The organism is Streptomyces sp. HUAS YS2 (genome assembly GCF_033343995.1).
GTDB lineage: Bacteria > Actinomycetota > Actinomycetes > Streptomycetales > Streptomycetaceae > Streptomyces > Streptomyces solicathayae.
On sequence record NZ_CP137573.1, the window covers coordinates 1292949 to 1318633 of the forward strand.

The following is a 25685-nucleotide window of genomic DNA, read 5'->3' on the forward strand; positions in this document are numbered from 1 at the left end:
GTGACGTGACGTCAGGCGGTGGCGGCTTGGAGGAGGGTTTCGGCTGCGGTGGTGCGGGCGTAGAGGACGGAGCGGCCGGCGCGGTGGGCGCTGACCAGGCCCGCGTCGCGTAGCGCGGTGAGGTACTGGGACACCCCTGCGGGGGAGAGTCCGGTGCGGTGGGCCAGCTGTGTGGTGGAGGCCGGCATCTCCAACTCGGTCAGCAGCAGGGTCCGCGAGCGGCCCAGTACGGCGGAGAGAGAGTCGGTCCCGGTTACCGGGCGCGGCCTCCACAGCGTGCCTATCCCGCGCGCCGGATAGGCGAGTTGAGGTGGGTCCGGCAGCGTCGTCCGGGTGCGCAGTCCCGGTCCGGTGAAGGCCGAGGGGATCAGCAGCAGTCCTGTTCCTGCCGTCGTGCGGGTCAGTGGCTGCTTTCGGCGAGCCATCCGTAGCGCGTTGCCGTCCCAGCTCAGGGACGTGTGCAGGTCGTTGAGGAGGTGGCCGGTGCCGTGCTCGGCGGCCATGCGGGCCCGGTGGAGGATGTCTGCGTCCAGAACCGCCCGGATGCGTGCCCAGTAGGGGGCGAGTGCCAGCTCCCAGTACGTTTCGAGCTCTTCCACGACCTTGGCAAGGAGGCCCTGCGGGTCGTTGTGCAGCGTCCGCAGCCGGGGGCCGATCTTCCCCTGATGGCGGGCCAGGTGGTCGAGGTCCTGGCGCACCCGGTCGGCGGGCGAGGCCCGGATCGCGTCCCGCTCCGCCGCCGGGGTGGGGGCGGGTCCGGCGGGGGCCGGGTTGAGGAAGTCGGGGATGTAGCCGCCGGTGGGCGGGATCAGCTCGCAGAGCCAGCCCCGGTCCAGCCCGGCGGCCACCATACGCGGGCGTACCTGATCGGCCCAGGGCCGGTGGACCGGATGCGTGGTGCCGGACCTCAGCAGACGGAAGCTGGGTGCGACCTCCCACATCGGGGAGACGGCGAACCGCAACTGCGCCAGATCGCTCGTCGAGAACGCCAGCTCTGCCAGGACGACCACTCCTCGACGGATTCAGGCATGTATGAATCAATGGCGGACCAATCTACCGTGCGGAGATCATCCCGCCATGACCTCACAGACGATCACCGCGGCGGCATCGGGTACCTGGAAGCTCGGCGACCTGACGGTCAACCGGATCGGTTTCGGCGCGATGCGCCTGCCGCAGCACGGCGAGGCGTTCGCGGCCGATGCCGTCCCGCGCGACCGCGACCAGGCGATCGGTGTGCTGCGCCGGACGGTCGAGCTCGGCGTGAACCACATCGACACCGCCGCGTTCTACTTCTCGTCGTTGCGCTCCGCCAACGAACTGATCAACCAGGCGCTGGCCCCCTACCCGGACGACCTCGTCATCGCCACCAAGGTCGGACCGGGCCGCGACCCCTCGGGCCGGTGGCTGCCGCATGCCACCCCCGAGCAACTGCGGGGCCAGGTCGAGGAGAACCTGCGCCAGCTCGGCCGCGACCACCTCGACGTGGTGAACCTGCGCATCGTCGGCACCGACTCCATCGCCGAACGCTTCGGCGCGCTCGCCGAACTGCGTGAGGCCGGACTCATCCGTCACCTGGGCCTGTCCAACGTCCGCCCCCACCACCTCGCCGAGGCCCGGACCATCGCACCGGTGGTCTGTGTCCAGAACATGTACGGCATCGGCGCGTCGCCCGAGCACAAGGAGTTCCTGCACCTGTGCGGTGAACAACGCATCGCGTTCGTGCCGTTCTACTCGATCGCCGGCACCGGACGCACCGCCGGCGCGACCACCGACCAAAGCCCGGAGGTGCACGCCGTCGCCCACGCCCGCGGCGTGAGCGCGGCCCAGATCCGACTGGCGTGGACACTCCACCAGGGCCCTCACGTCCTGGCCATCCCCGGCACCGGCGACCTCGACCACCTCGCCCAGAACGTGGCCGTCGGCTCATTGCGCCTGTCGGAGGAAGAACTCGCCGTCCTGGACTCCCTCCACCACGAGACGGCATGAGCAAGGCCCACACCTGGCGGGGCCGGGTTCGCCGTTGCGTCAGACACCGCCCGGACGAGTTTTGCGGATCGATGTCGAGCCGCGGCCGTCCGCTCCGACCGGAGGGTGACGGCGCCGCAGGGGCACCGCCCGAGCAAGGGAAACGGTCGACATCATGGGCAAGCTGATCCACCTCGTGCACCAGTCCCTCGACGGCTTCATCGAGGGCCCCCAGGGCGAGTTCGACTGGCCCGCGATGGGACCGCAGCTCTCCGCGTACTCCCAGGACCTCACCCCCGAGGGCACGCTCTTCCTGTACGGCCGCAAGGTGTGGGACCTGATGGCCGGCTTCTGGCCGAACGCCGAGCAGTACTCCGACGACCCCCACGACCTCGCGTTCGCCCCGGTCTGGCGCAAGGCGCCCAAGGTGGTGGTCTCGCGCACCCTGGGAACGGCAGACCACAACACGCGGGTGATCTCCGTGAACGCCGCAGAGGAGATCGCCGCCCTGAAGGCCGCCGGCCATGACCTGGTCCTCTTCGGCGGCTCGGAGCTGGCCGCCCATCTCACCGAGCGCCGCGTGATCGACGAGTACCACGTCGTCGTCCACCCCGTCGTCCTCGGCGGGGGCCGGCCGACCTTCCCACCGAGCCTCCCCCGCACCGAACTGACCCTGCTCGAGACCCGTACCTTCGACGGCCGCTCGGTCCTCCTCCGCCATGGCCTGAACTCCTGAGAGCCGCCTGTCCTGTAAATGATCTTCTGGCTGCCTCTGACATGGAGGGCCGTGCAGTCAGCTGCCGCTCAGCGGAGACGCCCACGCGGGATCGTGACGGGATCTCCTGGTGAGGTGAGTCAGCAGGTGCTCCGCCGCGATGGAGGCAGTGTCTTGTGGCGCGCCGACCACGGTCAGGGCGGTGACAAGCCTTGCCGATGCCGATTCCGGAATGTCCGGGTCGGTGAGGAGTGGAAGCAGCAGCAGGAGGCGGATGGCCGTGTCCTGTGCACCTTCGGCCGCAAGAGACGGGTTGTCGGCGATCCGGACCAGTTCGAGCCATGTCAGCCCCGTGCCCGAGAAGTCGCCGTCCCAGCCGGCGATCTGCTCGACGTAGCTTCTGCCGGGGTGGGTGAGGAGGTAGTCGGTGCCGTAGTCGCCGTCCAGATTGCGGTAGATCACCACGGCGCCAGGGCCGTTCTCTGCCGGCACCCTGAACACTGGCCAGCGCTCAGGATCGAAGAGAACCTCGGACATGGCATCGGCATCGGCACCGTCCTCACCGAACCACTCCGGAACCGGAGGCTCGGCACACCCTCCGTCGCTACACAGCGTCAAGAGGTAGTTCGACCAGAAGCCCGGGTGGACCAGCAGTGACTCGCCCGGCACCAACGGGCCGACGTCATATCCCTTGATCAGCACCTCTCGATCCTGTCACCAGCCACTGACACGGTCGGACCCGGGACTGGCAACGGGCGCCGCCCAATCACCTCGGCGGACCGGTTCCGCGCGAGTTTGGCGACCACGGCGTCGAGGACCCGGTCCAGGCCGGTCGCGAAGGATGTCTCGGCGTGACGGCGCATCGCAACAGGCGATCCCGCCTCCGACGCCCGCCCCGGGCGGCACCCGTGTCCCACACCTGGACCCACGTCCCCGGGGTGACGCTCCTGGGCGACGCCGCCCATCTGATGCCCCCGTTGGGAGCGGGCGCGAACCTCGCGATGCTGAAAGGCGCCGAACTCGCCGAGGCCATCGCCACCGGCTCCGGAGATCTTGACGAGGCCGTCCGCGCCTGCGAGAAACGAATGCGGGCACGAGCCGGCAGGTGGGCGAAGCTCACGACGGCCGGTCCGGAACGCCTCGTCAGCCCGGACCCCGCCGAAACCCTCGCCCACCTCGACCAGGTCCAGCCGTCCTGACCGCCCTGTACCTGGGCCCACCCCCGCCTTTACTGTTGAGGTTCTGGGACCCGCCGCCGTCGGACGAACGGTAGAACCCATGACCGCACGCCTCCCGGACACCGCGCCGGAGGACCTGGTCGCCGAGCTGCTGGCCGCCATCGCCGAGCAGCTCGGCGAGCCGCTGCCGGACACGCTGCAGCGCGCGTTCCGAACAGTGCCGCGGCACCGGTTCCTGCCCGAGCGGATCTGGGTCCGCGACGGCGCCGGCGACTACGAGCGCGTGGACCGGGCCGACCGGCCCGACGAATGGATGGCCGCGGCCTACTCCGACGCGCCGCTCGTCACCCAGTTCACCGACGGCCTGCCGTCGTCGTCCGCGTCGATGCCGTCGACGGTCGTCCGGACCCTCCTCCTCGCCGACCTCACACCGTCTGTTCCGGGGCAGCAGGACCACCGTGGGCGGGTGCTGGAGCTCGGGACCGGCACCGGGTTCGACGCGGCGCTGCTGTGCACGCTGATGGGTGCCGAGCAGGTCACGAGCGTCGAGTTGGACCCGAAACTTGCGGCGCGTGGCGAGCGGAACCTGAAGGCGGTCGGGTTCGCTCCGCGGGTCGTCGCGGGGGACGCGGCGGCCGGCTGGTCCGACGGTGGTCCGTACGACCAGATCCTCGCCACCTTCTCCGTCGACCACGTGCCCGCGGCGTGGCTGGAGCAGGTCCGGCCGGGTGGGCGGATCGTGACGCCGTGGACGTCGCGCTGGTGCCGGTACGGCACCCTCGCCCTGACAGCCGGCCAGGACGGGGGCGCCGAGGGCCGGTTCCACTCGTTCGCGTCGTTCATGCCCATGCGCCCGCCCGCCGGGGCCGCACCGCCACCGGGGGCCGCGCCGGCCGAGGCGGTGACCACCGCCGCGGAGACGGTGACCGACGTGTCGCCGTGGGCGGTGGCGGGCGGCGACCTCGACGCCGAGTTCCACATCGGCCTCACCGTCCCCGGCGCCCACTTCGCCTGGGACACCAGCGGCCGGCACACGCACACCCGTCTCGAGATCCGCGACGACACCACCGGCTCGTGGGCAACCATCGACTACGACGGGGACACCGCCGCCCGGTTCACCGTCGCGCAGGCCGGCCCGCGCGCGTTGTGGGACGAGGTCGCAGCGGCGTACGAACGGTGGGAGCGGCTCGGCCGCCCGTCCGTGGACCGGTACGGCCTCACCGTCGACGCGCACGGCAGCAAGCGCCTGTGGTTCTACGACTTCGGCCAGCTCGCACTCGGCGCGGACTGACCGTCGCCGCGTGCGGCCCCGAACGTCCCGCGCCCTGGCGCCGCGGTGACGCGCCCCACCCACAGACCCTGCGCTTCGACCCGTCGCAGGATTCCGGGATCCGGTCTGGCGAAACCGGAATCGCAAATCGTACAATTCAGGCATGGAGCAGGTCGAGCCGCGGACCAGCTGGACGTTCGTCACCCACCACGCCCGGATCCTCGCCATGATCCTTCGCGATCCGGAGATCCGACTGCGCGACCTGGCCGCCGGCTGCGGGCTCACTGAACGGGCAGCCGGAGCCATCGTCCGCGATCTCGAGAGCGCCGGATACCTCACGCGGGCACGTCGCGGCCGCCGCAACCACTACGAGGTCACGCCGGGGACCCTCTTCCGCCATCCGGCCGAGGGTCGCCACGAGGTCGCTGACCTCCTGCACCTGCTGGTCGACCTCGGCCCACGGGCCGGGAAGGCCGGCCACCCTCCCGGTACCGGGGTGTGAAGGGAGCAGGCCATGACCTCTCTTCCCGATCTTCCCGGCCGGCTGTCCTTCACTGCGGCGGAGCACATCAGCGGCACCATGCGCCCTTCGGTCGTCAGTGTGGTCCTCGAGCCCGGACCGCGGCGGGTGCTGGCCCGCGTGCGCGGCGAGATCGACATGGACGACGGCGACCGACTGCGCGGAGACCTCATCCCGGCGCTGAACTCCAGCCGCGACGGCCTCGACCTTGACCTGTCCGCAGTCACTTTCTGCGACACCACGGGACTGCACATCCTGCTGGACCTGGACCGGCTGGCCCTGGCGGCCGGTAAATCCCTCGTGCTGGCCGCCCTGAGTGGGCCGGTCGCTCGCCTGCTGCGCCTGAGCGGGGTGCAGCATCTGCTGACCGTCCGCGCCTGGCCCACGCCTTCCCGGCGGGGCGAGCCTGTATTCGGAGAGGCGACTGTGGCGCGTGATCGGATCGGGCTGGGCGACGTGCTGGAAGAAGCCGAGAACGCCGCGCCCGTGCACTCCCTCGATGTCGTGGCACGCAATCTCCGCGACCGGTTCGACGCCCGATTCGTGTCGTTCCTGTTCGTCGACGTCGTCGGCCGGCGCCTGCTGCGCGTCCACGACACCGCCGCGGAGCCGGGGCAACCGCCTGCCGAAAAGGTCCCTCTCGCGGGCAGCAGTATCTACGACGACGTGCTGCGCAGCCAGGAGCTGGTGGTGGCCGCAGACGGCCAGGGCGGCCATCGGGTGCTGGCCCCCGTCACCAACCGTGGCGACACCATCGGCGTCCTGGAGCTCTTCCTCGCCCAGGCCACACCACAGGTACGCACGCAGGTCCAGGAAGCCGCGCACGCTCTGGCGTACATCATCGTCACCGACCGCCGCTTCACCGACCTGTACCACTGGGGCAACCGCACCGGGCCGGTCAGCCTCTCCGCGGAGATCCAGCGCCAGCTCCTGCCCTCCGCCTCCTGCTGCGAGGCCTCCGAGTTCACCCTGGCCGCGGCCCTGGTCCCGGCCTTCGACATCGCCGGCGACACGTACGACTACAGCCTGGACACCCATACCCTGCACCTGTCGATCACCGATGCCATGGGCCACGACGTCCGCGCCTCACTGATGGCCACCCTGTTGGTCAACGCCTCCCGCGGCGCCCGCCGCGCCGGCGTCGGCCTCGCCGAACAGGCCCGCCAGATCCACGAAGCCCTCCTCAACCACGGCCACCACAGCCTCGCCACAGGACAGCTGCTGCGCATCGCGCTGGACGGCACCCGCTCCCAGCTGGTCAACGCCGGTCACCCCCGGCCCTATCTGCTGCGTGACGGTGCCGTCACCGAACTGGCCCTGGCCGTGAACCTTCCCTTCGGAATCCCTTCGCAAGGCCCCTACCAGGCCCAGGACCTCGACCTGCGCCCTGGTGACCGCCTCCTGCTCCACACCGACGGCATGCAGGAACGCGACGCCGAAGTGGTGGACCTGCCCGCTCTCCTGCGCAAGACCGAAGCCGAGCATCCGCGCGAGGTCGTGCGCACCCTGGTCGGCGCCGTCACGGACGTCTACGGCGGCCACCCGCCGAAGGACGACGCCACGGTCCTGTGCCTGGACTGGCACGGGCCCACGCACACAGCGGATGAACGGGCCACCTCCGCAGGTGCGTAGAACACCGTATGGGCGAACGCGGCTGAGCGCCCCGCCCCCCGGACGGCCCCCGCCGCCGAGCACCGCCACGGCCCTGCGGTCAGGCTGCCACCGGGGGGACCACACATCGAGAGAGGACTCGACCGTGCCCGCTGACATCCCGGACATCTACCGCCGCACCGACCTGACCCGCGCCGCATGGCACAAGAGCAGCCACAGCGAAGGCGGCGCCGATTGCCTGGAAGTGGCGTTCCTCGACGGCGGAACCGTCGCCCTGCGCGACTCCAAGGACCTCAGCCGCCCCGCGCTGCTGTGCACTCCCGCCGAGTGGGCCGCCTTCACGGCCGGCGTCCGAGGCGGTGAATTCGACCAGTAGGACCGAACGAACTCCCCACCGGGCTTTCGCCCGGCGCGGGTCCGGCCTCGTTCTCCCGGGTGAGCGGCCCAGCTCTGGGTAGCAGCCGTACCTGAGCCACACGCTCGGTCAGGAGGCGCGTCATGACCACTCCGAGCAACCCCGACCCCGACCCCCGTACCGCCACAGGGCTCGAACCGGGCGGGGGCGTCCCCCCGGGCGACACCCCACCCGCCGAATCGGGAACGAGCACCGGCACGGGACCGTACCGGCCGTTGCAACGCGGCTGGGCACGCGCCCCGCTGTTCATCGTGCTGGCCCTCGCACTCGTCGTCGCCCTGTTCTTCCTGGCGTACGCCATCGTCCTCGCCACCGGGTGAGGCCGCACGGCCTCGGCGGAGCCGGATGCGGTCGCGTTCTACACCTCCGGGCAGCCCCTCCTGGAGGACTACTGCACGCAGGCCGTCCTGGCCCGTGCCGGGATCGGCACCCATCACCCGGATTTTCGGCTGCTCCCCGGCATCGAATGCGACATCCTCCAGGACGGCTCACTCGACCAGGACGAAGACCTGCTCGGCCGGCTCGACATCGTCGTGGCATCCGTGCACTCCAAGCTCCGCAGCCGGCGGTGAACCACCCGCCTCCCCCGTCCGTGCGGGTGAGTCGCCGCGTACTGCGGGGCGACGGCAGGTCCGGCGGGGAACGGATCGGGGCGGGCCAGGGCGGCCCGACCCGAACACGCATGGAGGCGACATGGGACACGGCGGGAATGTGATCGACGAGCTGAAAGCCGACCACCGGGAGGTGGAGGAGATGTTCGGCCGCCTGAAGGCCATGACCGGCGGCGGGCAGGAGCTCCGCGGTCTCATCGACGAGATCACCATCGAGCTGGTGCGGCACTCGGTCGCCGAGGAGCAGTACCTCTACCCGGCGGTACGCGAGCAGGTCGAGGGCGGCGGGCGGATGGCCGACAGGGAGATCGAGGATCACAGCCGCGTCGAGAAGATCCTCAAGCAGCTGGAGCAGATCAGCACCGACGACGCACAGATCAAGCCGCTCCTGAAGCAGCTCATGGAAGAGGTCACGTCCCACATCAAGGACGAGGAGAGCAACCTCTTCCCGGCGCTGGAGCGAGCCTGCACGTCGCAGCAGCTGGACGATCTCGGGGACAAGATCCGCCGCGCCAAGGCCATGGCGCCCACCCGCCCGCACCCGGCGGCACCGAGCAGCCCCACGGCCAGCAAGCTCCTGGCGCCGGGCGCAGGCCTGGTGGATCGGGCCCGCGACTTCGTGACCGGCCGCGGCACGTCCTGACCCCTTGGGCCGGCAGCGCGGCGGCGGACCCGGAAGTGGAAGTCCGGGCCCGCCGAGGCAGGGACAGTCGGTGACGTGCGTCATGCCGCGCGACTGCCGTCTCCGGCTACCCTGGGTCGCCCACGAGCGGAGCGGCGCAGCTTCGCGCCGCAGCTCGCGGACCGGCACGGGTCAGGGCGAGCACGCCCGGGAGGAAGCCGCCGTGTCCGCCGATCTCTCACCCGTCATAGCCGCCGGCACTCGCTGGCTGCTGACCGCCTTCCCGCCCGCCCCGGGCGCGTTCAGCCAGGCCCTGGCCGAGGCCCAGGCCGGTCAGGCCGTCACCCTTGCAGCCGCTCTGCGGTACCCGACCCCGCTGGACGCACAGCTGCTCCATCTCCTCTCCCCCGGCGGAAGCGCCCGGCTGGACCGGCTGACCGGCGCCGATCACGGCGACGACGCCGATGCCGGCTGGCGGACCTGGGTGGACGAAACCGTCGTCAGCTGGGCCGCCTGTCTCCTCGCGGACCCCACCCTGGCCATGGACGCCCATCACCTCGCCGATCGCGGCCAGGCAGGGGAGGTCACCCGCCTCACCCGCCCCGGCAACCACGAACACGACGCCGCACCTCTGCTGCGCCACCCCGACCTGCTCGAACCGATCGCCGCCCTCCACCGGGCGTCCCTGCTGGATCTGATGGGTCTGGATCTGCTCGACAACGAGAACGCCACTCTCGGGTAGGGGCAGCCGACACGGCTCGGAACTCGACGGCATCGGCCTTCTCAGCTGCCGACCTCCCGCCCGTGTCTCAGCAGGGGCCCTTGTCCTGGCCCGTGCCGCAAACCGGGCCGGGGTCCTCGTAGATGGAGATCAGGAAGACGACGAAGGCCACCAGGGCCACCAACGTGCCTATGCGCCACAGCAATTCGACGCGCTTCCGCGCGTCCTCGTCATGCTCGTGCTCGTGATCAGCGTGATCGTCACCGTTGTCGCCGCTCATGGTCCCCCCTCGGACGAGTGCAGCGGAGGAATACCCCGAAGGCGCGAGCGGCAACCGCGTCGGCGTGCGGACGGGACGTCCGCGCCCCGGGCCGGCGGCTCGGCGGGGACGTCGTCGGTCCCGGATCGGTCGTCGACGGCCGCCGGACGAGGTAGCCGCCGACGCGCCGGTTCGGCCGGCCCTCACCCTTTCTCTTCCATACGGATGGCACGCCGCAGCTCGTCAGCCGCTTCGCTGCTCGTGCCTTCGCGCTGCTCCAGCAGTGCAGCGGCAATGGCGTCCAGCTTGCGCTGAACGGCATGTGTGTCACGCCGTTCGGTGTTCTTCAGCAGGGCGAGCAGCATGAGGTTGACCGATGTCATGACGTCTCCGGCGAAGATCAGCCAGGACAGCGGCGGGTGCACGAAGTGCAGGGCGATCGTGCCGAGGACCAGGAGCACGCACAGGACGTAGAACGGAGGGGAGCTGGTGACGTTCGACGCCCGATCTGCAAACGCGGCGAACCGATCGCTTCCGGCACCGGACCGCTCGGCAGGATGATCAGTGGTCATGCCCACCATGCTTCCTGGACATGACTCATCGCTTCGGGACCATGAGGCTCGGGCGCGCCTCGGCCCGGAGCGTGTGGCGCAAGGTCGGCACCGCCGTTGTCGTCCAGGGCGGTGCCGCTCTCCTGCCTCTAGGTCGTGTCCGGAAAGTCATGGGAGCCAGAGTCGGAGGCAGGCGAGGGTGACCATGGCTTGGTAGTGGACGGCGCGTTTGTCGTAGCGGGTGGCCAGGGCCCGGTTCTGCTTGAGCCGGCTGAAACAGCGTTCGACAACGTTGCGGCGCCGGTAGGCGGTCCGGTCGAGGCGGCAGCGGGTCTCGCCGCGGCGGATGCGCCCGTTGATCTGGTCGATCCGCTCCGGGATCGTGCAGGCGATCCCGCGTCGCCTCAGGTAGGCCCGGATCTTGCGGGCCGAGTAGCCCTTGTCTGCGACCACGCGCTGGGGCCGGGTCCGGGGCCTGCCGGGCCCCGGCCGGGCGACGCGGATCCGGTCCATGACCGCCTCGAACTGGGTGCAGTCGTTGACGTTCCCGCCGGTCAGGGTGAAGGCCAGTGGCCGGCCCTGGCCGTCGCAGGCCAGGTGGATCTTGCTGGTCAGCCCGCCGCGTGATCGGCCGAGTGCCTCGCCTTCCCAGGGCCCCCTTTTCGGGCCCCGGCCGCATGCTGATGCGCGCGGACCGTGGTCGAGTCCACGCAGACGATCGACCAGTCGACGGTCCCGACGGCGTCGGAGTGCTGCTGGACGTGGGCCAGCAGCCGGTCCCAGGTGCCGTCGGCGGACCAGTGCCGGAAGCGTTCGTAGACCGTCTTCCACGGCCCGTACCGCTCGGGCAGGTCACGCCAGGCGGCCCCGGTGGACAGCTTCCAAAGGATCCCGTTGACCACCTGGCGCCGGTCCCGCACGGGCCGGCCCATACGGCCCGGCGCCAGCAACGGAGCGATCAACGCCCACGACTCATCCGTCAGTTCATGTCGACGCACCACAAACGGAGTAACGAGCCAACAACTTTACGGACACGGCCTAGGCCCCCTCACGTCTCCACGAGCGGGCGGTACTCCTCCGGCTGGAGGCCGAACGTCCAGGCGACGCCCTGCCGCGCCGTCCGGGTCTCCGGGGGCACCCGCAGCCAGTACGTGCGGTACGTGCCGTCGGGTTCGGGCGTGGAGTTGACCACCTCGACCATCGCCACGTCCTCGTCGTCCGCCAGCGCGATCCGCCACAGGACACCGGTCTCGTCCCGGTGCACCGGCTGGGCGTTCGACTCGGCGAGGTAGCGCTCGTAGCCGTAGAACTCCAGCATCACACGGCGCAGTTCGGCGTTCCGCTCGGCCCGGATCCGCTCCGGCGTCAGTGCCGCCAGCTCGTCCGGGAAGTCGGACGGGACCGGCATGCCGCGCCAGGCGTACAGCGCGAAGCCGTCCGCGAAGGCCAGTGCCGGGCCGTCGCCCCGGTCGAGCCGGCCTGCCTCGTCGCGGTGGAGCTCGACGGGGCGTTCGCAGACGACGGCCACCCGTTCGTACGGCCACCACCAGCCCGCGTGCTCGGCGACCGCCGCGAGTCCGGCGAGGCGGTCGCCCCGCCCGTCGAACGCGGCCAGCCAGGCGGCGTCGTGCTGTCCGAGGACCGCGTCCAGCAGCACCAGCCGCGCCCGGTCGGGCTCGGGCCCGTCCGTCACCCCGTCGCGTATCCGGTCCGCGAGCGCGCGCGTGGTGTCCCACAGCATCGCGCCCGTCGCCGACCAGTGCGCGGTCCAGCCCCCGGGCCCCAGTTCGTCGTGGACGCGGCGGCGCTCGTCGGCCCAGGGCCGGGTGCGCACCTCGTCCCGCACCGAACGGCCTTGGTCCGTCAGCTCCTTCACCAGTTCTACGGCCTCCCGGGGCGAGTCCGCCCACCGGATCTCCTGCGGTTCCGGCAGGCCCGCGAGGCGGTAGGCGAGCCGTACGCCCTCCTCGGCGGAGGCCCGGTCGGCCGGTCCGGTCGCGGCGGCCACGGCCCGCCACTTGTCCACCGGCAGCGTGTCGTTCATCCTCGTCTCCCCCTGTCGTTCCCTCAGTCCGCCACGACGCGGTACGCGCCCGGCACGTATTCGCGCTGCCGCACCACCCGGTACCAGCCCTTCGGCAGGGCTATCGGCGCATGCTCCTCGTGCACCAGACGGCCGCCCTCCGGCAGTTCGAGCAGCAGTGGCCCCCACGGACCCGGCTCGCGCACCAGCCGGCCCCGGGACGGAACGGCGTGCGCATGCCCGGTGACCTCGCCGAGCGCCAGCACCAGCCGGCCCCGCGCGTCCCTCGGCTCCCCCTGCCGGTCCTTCACGTGCGGCGGTACGGCGTCCTCCGCCGCGGGCACGAGCAGTACGTCTCCCTGCCGGTACATGGCTCTCCCCTCCCCGCCCGGCGGCACGATGCCCCGGGCACGTCAACGACGCTAGGGGCAGGGTCTGACAACGCGCTGTCGGAGGCGCTTGGTACAACTGCTCGCATCAGCCGATCAACGCCGCCCGCCGGGGGCGGCCGGTGACTGGAGAGCTCTCATGACCATTGGGTCCCCCCTGCAGCAGCTGAGCGGACTGCCCGTGTTCGACTTCCCGGAGCCCGGCAGCACGGTCCCGCTCCCGGAGGCCGATGCGGTGGCCTGGCGCATCTCGGGCCCCACGTACCGGGACGGGGACGACGAGGACTGGGACCAGATCTTCGACCGGTTCCTGGCGCAGGTCGACACGAAGCGGGTCCGCGCGCTGGTCGTCGGCGGCTGGGAGGACGCGTACGACACCAGCTCGGCCGAGATCGTCACCCGGCTGATCGCCGCCAACTCCCGGCTCACCGGGATCGAAGGGCTCTTCCTCGGCGACATGACCTACGAGGACTGCGAGATCTCCTGGATCCAGCAGAGCGATGTGACGCCGCTGCTCAACGCGTACCCGGGGCTGAAGGGCTTCGGCGTGCGCGGCGGTTCGGGGCTCGGCTTCGAGGCGATCCGGCACACCGCGCTGGAGACGCTCATCGTCGAGTCGGGCGGTCTGGGCGCGGAGGTGGTGCGCGGCATCGCGGGCAGCGACCTGCCCTCCCTGGTGAACCTCGAACTGTGGCTCGGCACCGACGAGTACGGCGCGGACAGCGTGCCCGGCGACCTCGCCCCGCTGCTCGCCGGCACGAACTTCCCGTCCCTGCGTCACCTCGGCCTGCGCAACAGCGTCATCCAGGACGAGATCGCCGAGGCCATGGCGGGCGCGCCCGTGGTCGCCCGGCTCGAGCACCTGGACCTGTCGATGGGCACGCTCGGCGACCTGGGCGCGGTGGCGCTGCTCGGCGGCCAGCCGCTGACGCACCTGTCCTCGCTCGACCTCTCGCACCACTATCTGTCCGAGGAGATGACCGAGCGGGTCGTCGACGCGCTCGCGCCGCACGGCGTCCGGGTCGTCGTGGACGACCCTCAGCAGGCCGAGGACTGGGGCGACGGCGAGGGCCACCGGTACGTCGCGGTCGGCGAATGACCGCCGCCCCGCGCCTCGTCGTCGTCGGCAATCCGGAGAACCGGCGGGTCGCGTTCTTCCGGGACGCGGTACGGGCCGCCGGCCTGCCGGAGGCCCGGGTCGTGCCGTGGCTCGACGTGGTGCGGGGCACGGCGCGCTTCGGCGCGGGCGAGGCCGTACGGCTCGACTCCCCCGGTGAGCACCCGGAGGTCGACCGGCTGCTGCGCGGTGTCGCCGACCCGACCCGCGTCGAGGGCAGCGGCCGCTGGTACGCGCGGTTCACCGCCGCCGTGTCCGGTCTCGCCGCCGAGGCGGCCGCGGCGGGCGCGGTGCTGCTCGACGACCCGGCGGATCTGGCGATGCTGTTCGACAAGCGGCTGACCCACGGACTGCTGCGCACGGCCGGCGTGCCGGTACCGGACTCCCCGACATCGGGGCCCGCCGCCCCGGCGGTCACCGGTTGGGACGACGTACGGGCGCTGATGGCGCGGGACGGGCTGCGCCGGGTGTTCGTGAAGCTCGCGCACGGCTCCTCCGCCTCGGGGGTGCTCGCAGTGGAGACCGCGGGCACGGGCCGGGTCCAGGCCACCACCTCGGTCGAACGCGGCCCGGACGGCGCGCTGTTCAACTCGCTGTGGGTGCGCCGCTACACGAGCGAGGCCGAGGTCGGCGCGATCGTCGACGCGCTGGCGCCGGACGGGCTGCACGTCGAGCGCTGGCTGCCGAAGGCGGCGCAGGGCGGCCGCAGCGCCGATCTGCGGGTGGTGGTGATCGGCGGACGGGCCACCCACGCCCTCGTCCGGACCAGCCGCTCCCCGCTGACCAACCTCCATCTCGGCGGCGCCCGGGGCGATCTGGACGCGGCGCGCACGGCGGTCGCCGCCGCGGGCAGCCGGTGGGCGGACGCGCTCGGTGTGTGCGAGCGGGCCGCCGCCGCCTTTCCCGGCACCCGCTGTGTGGGCGTCGATCTGCTGCCCTCGACCGGCTGGCGGCGCTTCGCCGTCGGCGAGGTCAACGCCTTCGGCGACCTGCTGCCCGGGCTGACGGGCCTGCCGGGCAGCGGCGCCGAGGGCCTCGACACGTACGCGGCCCAGGTCGCCTCTCTGACCGAAGCCCACCGCACCACGCGCACGGCCCACACCGCCCGTACCACCCGCACCACCACAGGAACACCCCGGTCATGAACGCGAACGCGCAAGCACCCCTGGACATGAACGAGATCGTGGGCACCCACGACCTCCTCCTCATGACGCTCGACACCCTCCGCCACGACGTCGCCGACGAGCTCGCCGCCGCCGGCCGCATCCCGAATCTCGCCCGCCACCTGCCCGGCGGCCGCTGGGAGCGCCGACACGCCCCCGGGAGCTTCACGTACGCCTCCCACCAGGCGATGTTCGCCGGCTTCCTGCCGACCCCCGCCTCCCCCGGCCCGCATCCGCGACTGTTCGCCGCCCGGTTCGCGGGCAGCGAGACCACCGCAGGCGGCACCTTCGTGTACGACACCCCGGACCTGGTCTCCGGGCTCGCGCGGCAGAGCTACCGCACGGTGTGCGTCGGCGGGGTGGGCTTCTTCAACCGGCAGGGGCCGCTCGGCTCGGTGCTGCCCGGCCTGTTCCAGGAGAGCCACTGGGAGCCTGAGTTCGGCGTCGCCTCCCCGACCTCCTTCGAGGCGCAGGTCGCCCGGGCCGAGGAGGTCGTGTCCGCGCTGCCCGCCGACGAGAGGCTCTTCCTGTTCGTCAACGTGGCCGCGCTGCACCAGCCGAACTGGTTCCATCTGCCCGGCGCGACGCGCGAGGCAGGGGACTCCCGAGCCACCCACGCGGCGGCGCTGGAGTACGTGGACCGGCACGTCGGCCGGCTTTTCGCTGCGATGAGCAGCCGTCGCCGCTGCTTCGCGATCGTCTGTTCCGACCACGGCACGGCGTACGGGGAGGACGGCTTCACCGGCCACCGCATCGGCCACGAGTCCGTGTGGACCGTCCCGTACGCGCAGTTCTTCCTGGACGGGCCGGAGGCGACCGCGTGAACGCGCATCAGCCGCCCCGCCCGTACACGAGCTACGTCTACGCCTACCCGCACAAGACCGCGTACCGTCCGCTCCCGGACCGGCCCGCACTCACCGGTCTCTGGGCGGGCGAGCCGAAGGACGCGCTCTCGCTCTATCTGCACATCCCGTTCTGCGAGGTGCGCTGCGGCTTCTGCAATCTGTTCACCCGGATCGGCGCCCCGGACGAGCTGACCACCCGCTATCTCGACGCGCTCGACCGGCAGGCGACGGCGGTCCGGGACGCGCTCGGCGACGCGTCGCCGGTCCGGTTCGCGACGGCCGCCTTCGGCGGCGGCACGCCGACCTACCTCACGGCCGGCGAGCTGGAGCGGCTCTGCGACATCGCCGAGCGGCGGATGGGCGCGGACCTGCGCGCCGTCCCGCTGTCCGTCGAGTCGTCCCCCGCGACGGCGACCGCGGACCGGCTCGCGGTGCTCGCGGACCGCGGCGCGACCCGGCTGAGCCTGGGCGTGCAGAGCTTCGTCGAGGCCGAGGCGCGGGCGGCGGTCCGTCCGCAGCGCCGCGCCGACGTGGAGGCGGCACTCGGCCGCATCCGGGACAGCGGCGTCCCGGTCCTCAACATCGATCTGATCTACGGCATCGACGGGCAGACCGAGTCGACCTGGCGGCACTCGCTCGACGCGGCGCTCGCCTGGCGGCCCGAGGAGCTGTATCTCTACCCGCTCTACATACGCCCGCTGACCGGCCTCGGCCGGCTCGGTCCCGCCGCCGACCGGGCCTGGGACGAGCAGCGGCTGCGGCTGTACCGGTACGGCCGGGACCATCTCCTCGGACACGGCTACGAGCAGGTGTCGATGCGGATGTTCCGGCGCGCGGACGCCCCGCCGCAGGGTCCGGACGATCACGCCTGCCAGACGGACGGGATGATCGGACTCGGCTGCGGCGCCCGTTCGTACACGTCCTCGCTGCACTACTCCTTCGACTACGCGGTCGACATGCGGGAGATCCGCGCGATCATCGACGCGTACACGGCGACGGCCGACTTCTCCCGCGCCGAGGTGGGCCGCCGGGTCGACTCCGGCGAGGCCCGGCGCCGCCATCTGCTGCAGTCGCTGCTCCAGGCGGAGGGGATGCCGCTCGACGGGTACGCGGAGCGGTTCGGCTCCTCGCCCTTCGCGGACTTCCCGGCGGAGCTGGCCCGGTTCGAGGCGCTGGGCTGGCTGGACGCGGACGCGCCGGCGGGCCTGCTGCGGCTGTCGGACGAGGGGCTCGCGCATTCGGACGGGCTCGGGCCCGAGCTGTTCTCGTCCGGGGTACGGGCGGCCATGGCCGCGTACGAGGCGAAGTAGAGGCGCGGCATGGACCTGACGATCCCGTACGAAGGCCCGGCATGGACCTGACGATCCTGTACCGGGGCCCGCTGGCGTCCTGCGACTACGACTGCCCGTACTGCCCGTTCGCGAAGCGCCGGGACAGCCGGGAGCAGCTGCGCGCCGACCGGGAGGCCCTGGAGCGGTTCGCCGCGTGGGCGACCGCGGCCGGGGAGGCGGGCGACCGGCTGAAGATCCTCTTCACTCCGTGGGGCGAGGGGCTGGTCCGTTCCTGGTACCGGCGCACCCTGGTGGAACTGTCGCGGCTGTCGCATGTCGAGCGGGTGGCGATCCAGACCAACCTGAGCTGCCGGACGGAGTGGACGGCGGAGGCGGACCCGGAGTCGCTGGCGCTGTGGTGCACGTACCACCCGGGCCAGACCCCGTACGACCGCTTCCTCGCCAAGTGCCGGGACCTGGCCGGCCGGGGCGTCCGGTTCAGCGTCGGCGTGGTCGGCCTGCCCGGGCATCTGGCGGACGCCCGCAGGCTGCGCGCCGACCTGCCGGAGCGGGTGTACCTGTGGGTGAACGCGGCGGACGGGCACACGTACACGGACGAGGAGGCCGGGGTCTGGACGGACCTCGACCCCCTCTTCCCGTACAGCCGGCATCCGCACCGGTCGGCCGGGCTGCCGTGCCGTACCGGCGCGTCGGTGGTCTCGGTGGACGGCGACGGCACGGTGCGGCGCTGCCACTTCGTGAAGGCCGAGCTGGGCAACCTCTACGACGGCTCGTTCCGCGCCGCGCTGCGGCCCCGGGCCTGCCCGCTCGCGGTGTGCGACTGCCACATCGGGTACGTCCACCTGGAGTCGCTGCCGCTGTACGACGTGTTCGCCGGCGGGGTCCTGGAACGGATCCCGGCCGGCTTTCCCGTCACAACGGCATGAGGTCGGGCCGCTTGGCGGCCACGTGGTCGCCGGAGCTCTCGCCGCGCAACCGGCGCCCGATCCAGGGCACGAGGTACTCGCGGGCCCAGTGGATGTCGTCGCGGCGGACCTCCAGGGTGCCGCGCGGCGGCAGCGGGGGCCACGGCTGGTCGGGGTCGGCGGGCACCGGCAGGCCGAGCACCTGGGCTGCGCGCAGCGCGACCCGGGTGTGCCCCTCCGGCGACAGGTGGAGCCGGTCGTCGTCCCAGGCACGCCGGTCCTGGACGGACTTGAGCGACCACAGGTCCAGGACGGGGCAGTCGTAGCGGTCCGCGACGGCGCGCACGTGCGCGGTGTACGTGGCGATCTTGCCGCGCAGGTGCTTGAGCACCGGCACGTCCCGGGTGTCGAAGCCGGTGGTCACCATGACCGTGCCGACCGACGAGGTCAGGTCGGCCACGGCGCGCTCGAACCGCTCGGCGACGTCGTCGGGGTCGGTCCCGGGCCGGATGATGTCGTTGCCGCCCGCGCAGAAGGTCACCAGGTCGGGGGCGAGCTCCTTGGCCCGCGGGACCTGTTCCTCGACGATCTGGTCGAGGAGCCTGCCGCGTACGGCGAGATTGGCGTACCGGAAATCGTCGTGCTCCGGCAGCTGGTCGGCGAGCAGGACCGCGAACCGGTCCGCCCAGCCGACGTAGTTCCCGCCCGGGCCGGGGTCTCCGACTCCCTCGGTGAAGCTGTCGCCGATCGCCGCGTACGACCCGAATGCGCCACTGTCTCTTGATCTCGAATCGTCTGCCACGGGAGCACATCCTTCACCCCGGGATGTGACCTACGCGACCGTAAGGAGGGGTTGACGGAGAGTGAGATACGCCACCGGTCAAGATTCACCCAACCCGGAATACGCCGGATACGCCGGAGGCCCGACACGTGGACACGTGCCGGGCCTCCGGGAGCCGCTCGCGCGGGCGTTCGTCAGATCGAGACGCCGTGGCTGCGCAGGTAGGCCAGCGGGTCGACGTCCGAGCCGTAGCTCGGGCCGGTGCGGATCTCGAAGTGCAGGTGCGGGCCGGTGACGTTGCCGGTCGAGCCGGAGAGGCCGATCTGCTGGCCGCCGGTGACGGTCTCGCCGGCCGAGACGGCCAACGAGGAGAGGTGGGCGTACTGGGAGTACGAGCCGTCGGCGTGCTGGATGACGATCTCGTTGCCGTAGGCACCGCCCCAGCCGGCCGAGACGACCGTGCCCGGACCGACGGCGCGGACCGACGTGCCGGTGGAGGCGATGAAGTCGGCACCGGTGTGGTAGCCGGAGGACCACATCGAACCGGCCATGCGGTACGGGGTGGAGACGCCGCCGGAGACCGGGGCGAACCAGCCGGAGGCGGCGGCCGGGGCGGCCGCGCGCTCACTGCTGCGGGAAGCACGGGTCTCGGTGGCCTTGGCGGCGGCCTTCGGGGCCGGCTTCGGGGCGGCCTTGCGCTCGGTCTGCGCGGCCGGCTTCGCCGTCGACTTGGCGCCGAGGGTGAGCTTCATGCCGGGCCGGATCAGCGACGGGTTGTCGCCGATGACCTGGCGGTTGTCCTTGTAGAGCTTCTGCCAGCCGCCGGCCAGGTGGTGCTCCTGGGCGATCTTGGACAGGTAGTCGCCGCGGACGACCTTGTAGACCTTGGCCTTGGTCTTCGCCTTGGCCTTGGCGGCCTGCGGAGCGGCGGCCGGCTTCGCGGCGGCCACGGCGGCGACGGCCTGCTGGGAGGTCACGCTCGGGGCGGCCTGCTCGGCGGCGTGGGCGCCGGTCGCGCCGAAGAGCGGCAGGGCGACGACGGCGCCACCGGCGCCGGCGGCGACGAGTCCGCGCGTGATCGGATTGACCTTGGGACGGCGGTGCTTACCCTTCGCGGGCATGGCGAATTCCTCTCCGTCGCCTGCGAGGTGAGCTGTCGGGTTCGGACTGGAGATGTCCGGTCGCGTGTCGTACGCGACTTCACCCCAAGCCGTCCTGTGCGTGAGGACCGGCGTCTTACCTGGGTCCCCCGCTCCTGCCACACGTGGGTGGGTGCGGAAATCCGGACGGTGGCAGGATTCGGCGGTCCGACCGGAGTGAGCGTGACGCTAGACGAGCCGGGTCGGCACGAACAAGCCGCCATTTCCTTTTCCCATTCACGGCGGCGGAATTCATACGGAATTCCGGTCACCCTCCGTGGATGACGGATCTTCGCCTTCCTTTCCGCGCAGGGTATTTGGAGAAGACGATCAGGCACGGACCGTCACGCTTATGACGCTCCTCACGCCTCTGATCCCATGTCACCTTCAATCGGGGCGCGCTATACCCAAAACCTCTAATTCGGACAGATTGCACATTCCCGTCCGAGGGGGTGCGCGCGAGGGAGTCCGTCTGGATGATTGCCCCAGGAACCGATTTCTCGTCGCCACACACTCAGGAGCATCCGTGACGCAGCAGACGCCGCAGGTCCCCTCGACCGAGCCCGAACTGACGGGGGTCCGCAACTTCCGGGACGTGGGCGGACTGCCGACCGTGGACGGCAGGGCCGTGACCCCGGGCCGGCTCTTCCGCAGCGGGCACCTCGCACACGCCACCGCGGAGGACGCGGCCTTCCTGTCGACCCTCGGACTGCACACGATCTTCGACTTCCGCAACGAGGCCGACCGGAAGTTCGAGGGCCTGGACGTCGAGCTGCCCGGCACGCGGAACGTGCACATCCCCCTGAACGACCCGGCGGACGGCAAGGAGTTCTGGAAGCTGGTGCGGTCGGGCGATCTCTCGACGCTGCGGGAGATGCTCGGGAACGGCAAGGCGGCCGACCGTATGTCCGATTCGTACCGGAAGATGATTGTGCAGCGGACGGCCGAGCACAGCCGGATCCTGCACGCCATGGCCGAGGACAGCGTCCCGGCGCTGATGCACTGCGCCGCCGGCAAGGACCGGGCCGGCCTGTCGATCGCCGTGTCGCTGCTGGCGGTCGGCGTGGAGCGGGAGGCCATCGAGGCCGACTACGTGAAGTCGAACGAGCCGCACCGCCGCTACAAGGTGCAGCGCAGCTCCACCGCCCCGGACGGGCTGGCGCCCGAGGTCATGGAGCTGCTGAGCCCGCTGTTCGACGCGCGGGTGGAGTACCTGCGGGCCGCGTTCGAGACGATGGAGGCCACGTACGGCTCGGTCGAGGGCTATCTCACCGAGGGCCTCAAGCTCTCCGCCGAGACGCGCGAGCTGCTGCGCGCCCGGCTGGTCACCGAGGCGTAGCGGAGCACGCCGGCCGCGGCCCCTCGCGGGTCAGGGGTTCCCCGCGCCGACCGCGAAGAGCAGGTAGAGGAAGCCGGCGAAGAGGTGGCCGGCCACCAGGTAGGCGAAGAGCCGGAGCACGAGCCCCTTGGGGAACTTGCCGCCCCCGCGCTCCTGGCCGGTGATCGCCGTGGACTTTTCGGACATGTCAAGGCCCTCCCATGGGCTCAGCTGGGCTCAGCGCCGGTGCGGAGTCGCGTCGCCGAGGCACAGCTCGGCGGCGGGGCTCTGCAGCAGCGTGTGGACGAACAGCAGATCGGCGCCGTCGCGGGTGGCCGCGCCGATCCGGTGCGGGGTGAGCGAGTCGAAGTGCGCGCTGTCCCCCGGGTCGAGCACGTGCACGGCGTCGCCGAGCGCGAGCCGCACCCGGCCGTGCAGCACGTGGAGCCATTCCTCGCCGGGATGGACCCGCACGATGTCGGCCCGGGTGGCGTAGGGGACGTGGACCCGGAGCGCTTGGAGCGCCCGGCCCGCACCGCCGGCCTGGTGGTACACCCAGCCGTCCGCCTCGACCGGCTCGGACCGGCCCGCCCGGACCACGGGGTCGTGTTCCGGGGGGACCTCGCCCAGGAGCGCGGAGACCGTCGTACCGTAGATACGGGCCAGGGCCAGCAGCATCGGCAGCGAGGGCTGCCGGCGGCCCGTCTCCAGGCGGGACAGGTGCGCCGGCGAGAGGCCGGCCCGCTGGGCGGCGGCCTCCAGGGTCAGCCCGCGGCGGCGGCGCAGGCCGCGCAGCTGCGGGGCGACGTCCGGCAGGACGTCCGGGGCGGCGTCCGGGGACGGGTCCCCGGGGAGGTCCGAGAGGTGCTCCATGCCTCCATTCCGCCAGGATCTTTCCTCTGAGGCAACTTTCTTGCCCGAGAGGCAAAAACCCGCGACCGGCGCCGGAGAGGCCGTCCCCCAGCGCTGTGCCCGTCCCTCAGCGCTGCGCCACGGCCTGCTTGACCAGTGTCTTCCCGAAGTCCCACATGAGCCCGCCGCCGCCGTGCGCGTCGTCCATCACCGCCGTGAACGCCTCGACGAACCGGTCCACGTCCGCCTCGTCGATCACCAGCGGCGGGATCAGCTTGATCACCTCCAGGTGATCCCCCGACACCTGGGTGAGGATCCGGTGCCGCTGGAGCAGCGGCACCACGACCATCTGCGCGAAGAGCCCTTTCCGGGCCGCCTGGAGCATGGTCCAGCGGCTGCGCAGCCCCAGCGAGGAGGGCCGTCCGAACTCGATCCCGATCATCAGTCCCCGGCCGCGGATCTCGTGCAGCAGCTCGTACCGCGGCACCAGCGCGCGCAGCCGGTCGGCCAGCAGCCCGCCGACCTGCCGGACGTGCGCCACCGTCCCCTCCTGCTCCATCACCGACAGCACCGCGAGCCCGGCCGCCATGGCCTGGGCGTTCGAGCCGAAACTGGCGGAGTGGACGAGGACCCGGTCCATCGACGAGAAGACCTTCTTGAAGATCCAGTCCTTGCCGAGGGTCGCGCCGACCGGCACGTACCCGCCGGACAGCGCCTTCGCGACGCAGACCAGGTCGGGCTCCACGCCGTCCTCGTGCTGGTACGCGTAGAAGTCGCCGGTCCTGCCGAGTCCGGTCTGCACCTCGTCGGCGATCAGCAGCGCCTTGTGCCGGTGCAGCAGCTCCTGCGCCGCCCGCAGATAGCCGGGCGGCGCCTCGTGCACCCCCTTGCCCTGGATCGGCTCGACGATCAGCGCGGCCACGTCGCCCCGGCGCAGCTCCCGCCCCAGGGCGTCGAGGTCGCCCAGCTCGATCGCGGTGTCGGGCAGCAGCGGCGCGAAGCCGTCCCGGAAGCCGCGCTCGCCGTTCACCGAGAGCGAGCCGGTGGTCAGGCCGTGGAAGGCGTGGTCGCAGTACAGGATCCTCGGCCGGCCGGTGGCGTAGCGGGCGAACTTCAGCGCGGTCTCGACCGCCTCCGTGCCGCTGTTGCCGAAGAAGACCCGGTCGAGGTGCGGGCTGTGGGCCAGCAGCCTCTCGGCGAGCAGGCCGGGCAGCGGCGGGCAGTCGAAGCGGGTCAGGTCGGCGAGCGAGGCGTCGAGGACGTCGTGCAGGGCCTTACGGACCACCGGGTGGTGCCGGCCCAGGCCCATCACGCCGAAGCCGGCCAGCATGTCGAGGTGGTCGTTGCCCTCGGAGTCCCAGAAGTGGGCGCCCTCGGCCCGTTCGTAGACCTTGTCGAATCCGATGGTGTGCAGCATGCGCGGCAGCTGGTGGTTCAGGTACTTCGCGTGCAGCTCGTACCGCTCCGCGCCGCGCTCCGCGAGCAGCCGCCCGAGGTCGAATCCCTTGTCGGTCATTCCTGGTTCTCCTTGCGTACGAGCGCGGCGCTGATCCGGCCGGCGATCTCCACCGGGGTCAGTCCGATCTCGGCCAGCACCTCCTTGCGGGAGGCGTGGGCGAGGAACTGCTCGGGGATGCCGAAGGTGCGCAGCGGCACGTCCACGCCGGCGTCGCGCAGCGCCTGGCCGACCGCGGCCCCGACGCCGCCGGTCCGGCTGTTGTCCTCGACGACCGCGACCAGCCGGTGCCCGGCGGCCAGCGGGGCGAGCGCCGGGTCGACCGGCTTGACCCAGCGGGGGTCGACGACCGTGCACCGGATGCCGCGTCCGGCGAGCAGCTCGGCGGCCCCGAGGCATTCTGCGGCCATCACGCCGACGGCGACCAGCAGGACGTCGGCGGCGTCTTCCCGGCGCAGCACGTCCATGCCGCCGATCCGGCCCACGGCCGGCAGCGGCGGGCCGGCCGACTCCTTCGGGAAGCGCAGCAGCGTCGGCGCGTCGTCGACGTCCACGGCCTCCCGCAGCTGTGCCCGCAGCTGGTCGGCGTCGCGCGGGGCGGCGATCCGCAGGCCGGGCACGACCTGGAGGACGGACAGGTCCCACATGCCGTTGTGCGAGGGCCCGTCGGCGCCGGTGACGCCGGCCCGGTCGAGGACGAAGGTGACGCCGCAGCGGTGCAGCGCCACGTCCATGAGGACCTGGTCGAAGGCCCGGTTGAGGAAGGTCGCGTAGACGGCGACGACCGGGTGCAGTCCGCCGGTGGCGAGCCCGGCGGCGGACACGGCGGCGTGCTGCTCGGCGATGCCGACGTCCCAGACCCGGTCGGGGAAGCGCTCGGCGAACTTCGTCAGGCCGACCGGGTGGAGCATGGCGGCCGTCAGGGCGACGACGTCCGGCCGTTCGGCGCCGATCTCGGCGAGGGCGTCGCCGAACACCGAGGTCCAGGAGGGGCCGGCCGGCGGGGTCAGCGGCTCGCAGGTCAGCGGGTCCATCGCGCCGACGGCGTGGAAGTGGTCGGCCTCGTCCTCCAGGGCGGGCGGGTAGCCCCGGCCCTTCTCGGTCAGGCAGTGCACGAGCACCGGGCCGCTGAACCGCTTCGCGCGGCGCAGTGCGGACTCGACGGCGGCGACGTCGTGGCCGTCGACGGGGCCGACGTACTTGAGCCCGAGGTCCTCGAAGAGCCCCTGGGGCGCGAAGGCGTCCTTGAACCCCTTCTTCGCGCCGTGCAGGGACTCGTACAGCGGCCGTCCGACCACGGGGGTGCGCTCCAGGACGTCCTTGCCCCAGGACAGGAAGCGCTCGTAGCCGTCGGCCGTGCGCAGGGTGGCCAGGTGGTTGGCGAGGCCGCCGATGGTCGGGGCGTACGAGCGCTCGTTGTCGTTGACGACGATGACGAGCGGACGGTCCTTGGCGGCGGCGATGTTGTTCAGCGCCTCCCAGGCCATGCCGCCGGTCAGCGCGCCGTCGCCGATGACCGCGACGACGTGGTGCGGGCGGCCGAGCACCTCGTTGGCCTTGGCGAGGCCGTCGGCCCAGCCGAGGACCGTGGAGGCGTGCGAGTTCTCGATGACGTCGTGCTCGGACTCCGCCCGGGACGGGTAACCGGACAGGCCGCCCTTGCCGCGCAGCTTGGAGAAGTCCTGCCGCCCGGTGAGGAGTTTGTGGACGTAGCTCTGGTGTCCGGTGTCCCACAGCACCTTGTCCTGTGGGGAGTCGAAGACCCGGTGCAGGGCGAGGGAGAGTTCCACCACCCCGAGGTTGGGCCCGAGGTGGCCGCCGGTCCGGGCCACGGCCTGGATCAGGAAGCCGCGGATCTCCCCGGCCAGTTCGTTCAGTTGCGGGACGGTGAGCGGCCACAGGTCGCGCGGTCCCCGGATGGTCTCCAGAATCGTCATGCTCGGCCCCCTGTCGGATCCTGTGCTGCC

General features: G+C 71.9%; 27 protein-coding genes, 4 pseudogenes and 1 riboswitch. Of the genes and pseudogenes, 18 read left to right on the forward strand and 13 right to left on the reverse strand.

Going from position 1 to position 25685, the window contains the following annotated elements:
• Positions 1-11 precede the first annotated feature (11 nt).
• The gene (locus R2D22_RS05955; RefSeq protein WP_318101719.1) at positions 12-1010 is read right to left on the reverse strand and encodes an ArsR/SmtB family transcription factor; all 999 of its coding nucleotides are present in this window, start codon (positions 1008-1010) and stop codon (positions 12-14) included.
• A 67-nt stretch (positions 1011-1077) separates the two neighbouring features.
• On the opposite strand from R2D22_RS05955, the gene R2D22_RS05960 reads away from it, so the two are divergent.
• Both R2D22_RS05960 and R2D22_RS05965 read left to right on the forward strand, forming a co-directional pair.
• A complete protein-coding gene (locus R2D22_RS05960) occupies positions 1078-1986 on the forward strand; it encodes an aldo/keto reductase (protein WP_318101720.1) in 909 nt (302 codons plus the stop codon).
• A gap of 154 nt (positions 1987-2140) precedes the next feature.
• The gene (locus tag R2D22_RS05965) at positions 2141-2701 is read left to right on the forward strand and encodes a dihydrofolate reductase family protein (protein WP_318101722.1); all 561 of its coding nucleotides are present in this window, start codon (positions 2141-2143) and stop codon (positions 2699-2701) included.
• Between the two features lie 57 nt (positions 2702-2758).
• Here R2D22_RS05965 and R2D22_RS05970 read toward each other — a convergent pair whose 3' ends face one another.
• Complete coding sequence (locus tag R2D22_RS05970; protein ID WP_318101723.1) at positions 2759-3382, reverse strand: hypothetical protein; 624 nt, start codon at positions 3380-3382, stop codon at positions 2759-2761.
• Positions 3383-3576: 194 nt separating this feature from the next.
• On the opposite strand from R2D22_RS05970, the pseudogene R2D22_RS05975 reads away from it, so the two are divergent.
• From R2D22_RS05975 to R2D22_RS06020, 10 genes and pseudogenes are all read left to right on the forward strand, one after another.
• A pseudogene (locus tag R2D22_RS05975) lies at positions 3577-3879 on the forward strand (FAD-dependent oxidoreductase); the annotation flags it as partial.
• Positions 3880-3958: 79 nt separating this feature from the next.
• A complete protein-coding gene (locus tag R2D22_RS05980) occupies positions 3959-5149 on the forward strand; it encodes a methyltransferase domain-containing protein (RefSeq protein WP_318101724.1) in 1191 nt (396 codons plus the stop codon).
• 142 nt (positions 5150-5291) lie between these two features.
• Positions 5292-5630 carry a helix-turn-helix transcriptional regulator gene (locus R2D22_RS05985; protein WP_318101726.1) on the forward strand — a complete coding sequence of 113 codons (339 nt, stop codon included), beginning with the start codon at positions 5292-5294 and terminating at the stop codon, positions 5628-5630.
• A gap of 78 nt (positions 5631-5708) precedes the next feature.
• Positions 5709-6008 (forward strand): annotated as a pseudogene (locus R2D22_RS05990) (STAS domain-containing protein); the annotation flags it as partial.
• 66 nt (positions 6009-6074) lie between these two features.
• Complete coding sequence (locus R2D22_RS05995) at positions 6075-7280, forward strand: PP2C family protein-serine/threonine phosphatase (RefSeq protein ID WP_318109594.1); 1206 nt, start codon at positions 6075-6077, stop codon at positions 7278-7280.
• 124 nt (positions 7281-7404) lie between these two features.
• Positions 7405-7635 (forward strand): DUF397 domain-containing protein, encoded by a 231-nt coding sequence (locus tag R2D22_RS06000; RefSeq protein ID WP_318101727.1) that lies wholly within the window; start codon positions 7405-7407, stop codon positions 7633-7635.
• A gap of 122 nt (positions 7636-7757) precedes the next feature.
• The gene (locus R2D22_RS06005; protein ID WP_318101728.1) at positions 7758-7994 is read left to right on the forward strand and encodes a DUF6480 family protein; all 237 of its coding nucleotides are present in this window, start codon (positions 7758-7760) and stop codon (positions 7992-7994) included.
• Positions 7995-8114: 120 nt separating this feature from the next.
• Positions 8115-8234: pseudogene (locus tag R2D22_RS06010) on the forward strand (PHP domain-containing protein); the annotation flags it as partial.
• A gap of 133 nt (positions 8235-8367) precedes the next feature.
• Complete coding sequence (locus R2D22_RS06015; protein ID WP_318101729.1) at positions 8368-8928, forward strand: hemerythrin domain-containing protein; 561 nt, start codon at positions 8368-8370, stop codon at positions 8926-8928.
• 202 nt (positions 8929-9130) lie between these two features.
• Positions 9131-9649 carry a hypothetical protein gene (locus R2D22_RS06020; RefSeq protein WP_318101731.1) on the forward strand — a complete coding sequence of 173 codons (519 nt, stop codon included), beginning with the start codon at positions 9131-9133 and terminating at the stop codon, positions 9647-9649.
• A 67-nt stretch (positions 9650-9716) separates the two neighbouring features.
• On the opposite strand, the gene R2D22_RS06025 is transcribed toward R2D22_RS06020, so the two are convergent.
• The 5 genes and pseudogenes from R2D22_RS06025 to R2D22_RS06045 all read right to left on the reverse strand — a co-directional run bounded on the left by R2D22_RS06025 (position 9717) and on the right by R2D22_RS06045 (position 12832).
• A complete protein-coding gene (locus R2D22_RS06025; RefSeq protein ID WP_318101732.1) occupies positions 9717-9908 on the reverse strand; it encodes a hypothetical protein in 192 nt (63 codons plus the stop codon).
• Positions 9909-10090: 182 nt separating this feature from the next.
• Complete coding sequence (locus R2D22_RS06030) at positions 10091-10459, reverse strand: hypothetical protein (RefSeq protein WP_318101733.1); 369 nt, start codon at positions 10457-10459, stop codon at positions 10091-10093.
• Positions 10460-10606: 147 nt separating this feature from the next.
• Positions 10607-11439, reverse strand: a pseudogene (locus R2D22_RS06035) (IS5 family transposase).
• A gap of 47 nt (positions 11440-11486) precedes the next feature.
• On the reverse strand, positions 11487-12482 hold the full coding sequence (locus R2D22_RS06040) for a DUF6745 domain-containing protein (protein WP_318101734.1): 996 nt from the start codon (positions 12480-12482) through the stop codon (positions 11487-11489).
• 23 nt (positions 12483-12505) lie between these two features.
• Positions 12506-12832 (reverse strand): hypothetical protein, encoded by a 327-nt coding sequence (locus R2D22_RS06045; RefSeq protein ID WP_318101736.1) that lies wholly within the window; start codon positions 12830-12832, stop codon positions 12506-12508.
• A 157-nt stretch (positions 12833-12989) separates the two neighbouring features.
• Here R2D22_RS06045 and R2D22_RS06050 point away from each other — a divergent pair, with 157 nt between their 5' ends.
• The 5 genes from R2D22_RS06050 to R2D22_RS06070 are packed head-to-tail and all read left to right on the forward strand — an operon-like array spanning position 12990 to position 18193.
• Positions 12990-13949, forward strand: a complete 960-nt coding sequence (locus R2D22_RS06050; protein ID WP_318101737.1) for an STM4015 family protein — start codon at positions 12990-12992, stop codon at positions 13947-13949.
• Entirely contained in the window at positions 13946-15112 is a 1167-nt protein-coding gene (locus tag R2D22_RS06055) for an STM4014 family protein (RefSeq protein ID WP_318101738.1), read from the forward strand. The genes R2D22_RS06050 and R2D22_RS06055 overlap by 4 nt, the downstream gene beginning before the upstream one ends.
• A gap of 26 nt (positions 15113-15138) precedes the next feature.
• Positions 15139-15954, forward strand: a complete 816-nt coding sequence (locus R2D22_RS06060; protein WP_318109596.1) for an STM4013/SEN3800 family hydrolase — start codon at positions 15139-15141, stop codon at positions 15952-15954.
• Positions 15951-17285 carry an STM4012 family radical SAM protein gene (locus R2D22_RS06065; protein WP_318101740.1) on the forward strand — a complete coding sequence of 445 codons (1335 nt, stop codon included), beginning with the start codon at positions 15951-15953 and terminating at the stop codon, positions 17283-17285. Before R2D22_RS06060 ends, R2D22_RS06065 begins: the two co-directional genes overlap by 4 nt.
• 41 nt (positions 17286-17326) lie before the next feature.
• Positions 17327-18193, forward strand: a complete 867-nt coding sequence (locus R2D22_RS06070; RefSeq protein WP_318101741.1) for an STM4011 family radical SAM protein — start codon at positions 17327-17329, stop codon at positions 18191-18193.
• On the opposite strand, the gene R2D22_RS06075 is transcribed toward R2D22_RS06070, so the two are convergent.
• Both R2D22_RS06075 and R2D22_RS06080 read right to left on the reverse strand, forming a co-directional pair.
• The gene (locus R2D22_RS06075) at positions 18180-18974 is read right to left on the reverse strand and encodes an SGNH/GDSL hydrolase family protein (protein ID WP_318101743.1); all 795 of its coding nucleotides are present in this window, start codon (positions 18972-18974) and stop codon (positions 18180-18182) included. The two genes, R2D22_RS06070 and R2D22_RS06075, sit on opposite strands and share 14 nt — an antisense overlap.
• A gap of 173 nt (positions 18975-19147) precedes the next feature.
• Entirely contained in the window at positions 19148-20074 is a 927-nt protein-coding gene (locus R2D22_RS06080) for a LysM peptidoglycan-binding domain-containing M23 family metallopeptidase (RefSeq protein ID WP_318101745.1), read from the reverse strand.
• A gap of 2 nt (positions 20075-20076) precedes the next feature.
• Positions 20077-20234: riboswitch (cyclic di-AMP (ydaO/yuaA leader) on the reverse strand.
• 384 nt (positions 20235-20618) lie between these two features.
• On the opposite strand from R2D22_RS06080, the gene R2D22_RS06085 reads away from it, so the two are divergent.
• Positions 20619-21431, forward strand: a complete 813-nt coding sequence (locus R2D22_RS06085) for a tyrosine-protein phosphatase (RefSeq protein WP_318101746.1) — start codon at positions 20619-20621, stop codon at positions 21429-21431.
• 30 nt (positions 21432-21461) lie between these two features.
• Here the strand turns inward: R2D22_RS06085 and R2D22_RS06090 are convergent, their stop codons facing one another.
• The 4 genes from R2D22_RS06090 to dxs all read right to left on the reverse strand — a co-directional run bounded on the left by R2D22_RS06090 (position 21462) and on the right by dxs (position 25655).
• On the reverse strand, positions 21462-21617 hold the full coding sequence (locus tag R2D22_RS06090; RefSeq protein ID WP_318101747.1) for a DUF6126 family protein: 156 nt from the start codon (positions 21615-21617) through the stop codon (positions 21462-21464).
• Between the two features lie 30 nt (positions 21618-21647).
• A complete protein-coding gene (locus tag R2D22_RS06095) occupies positions 21648-22283 on the reverse strand; it encodes a helix-turn-helix domain-containing protein (protein ID WP_318101748.1) in 636 nt (211 codons plus the stop codon).
• Between the two features lie 106 nt (positions 22284-22389).
• Positions 22390-23778, reverse strand: a complete 1389-nt coding sequence (locus tag R2D22_RS06100; RefSeq protein ID WP_318101749.1) for an aspartate aminotransferase family protein — start codon at positions 23776-23778, stop codon at positions 22390-22392.
• A complete protein-coding gene (gene dxs, locus R2D22_RS06105; RefSeq protein ID WP_318101750.1) occupies positions 23775-25655 on the reverse strand; it encodes a 1-deoxy-D-xylulose-5-phosphate synthase in 1881 nt (626 codons plus the stop codon). The genes R2D22_RS06100 and dxs overlap by 4 nt, the downstream gene beginning before the upstream one ends.
• Positions 25656-25685: the final 30 nt, after the last annotated feature.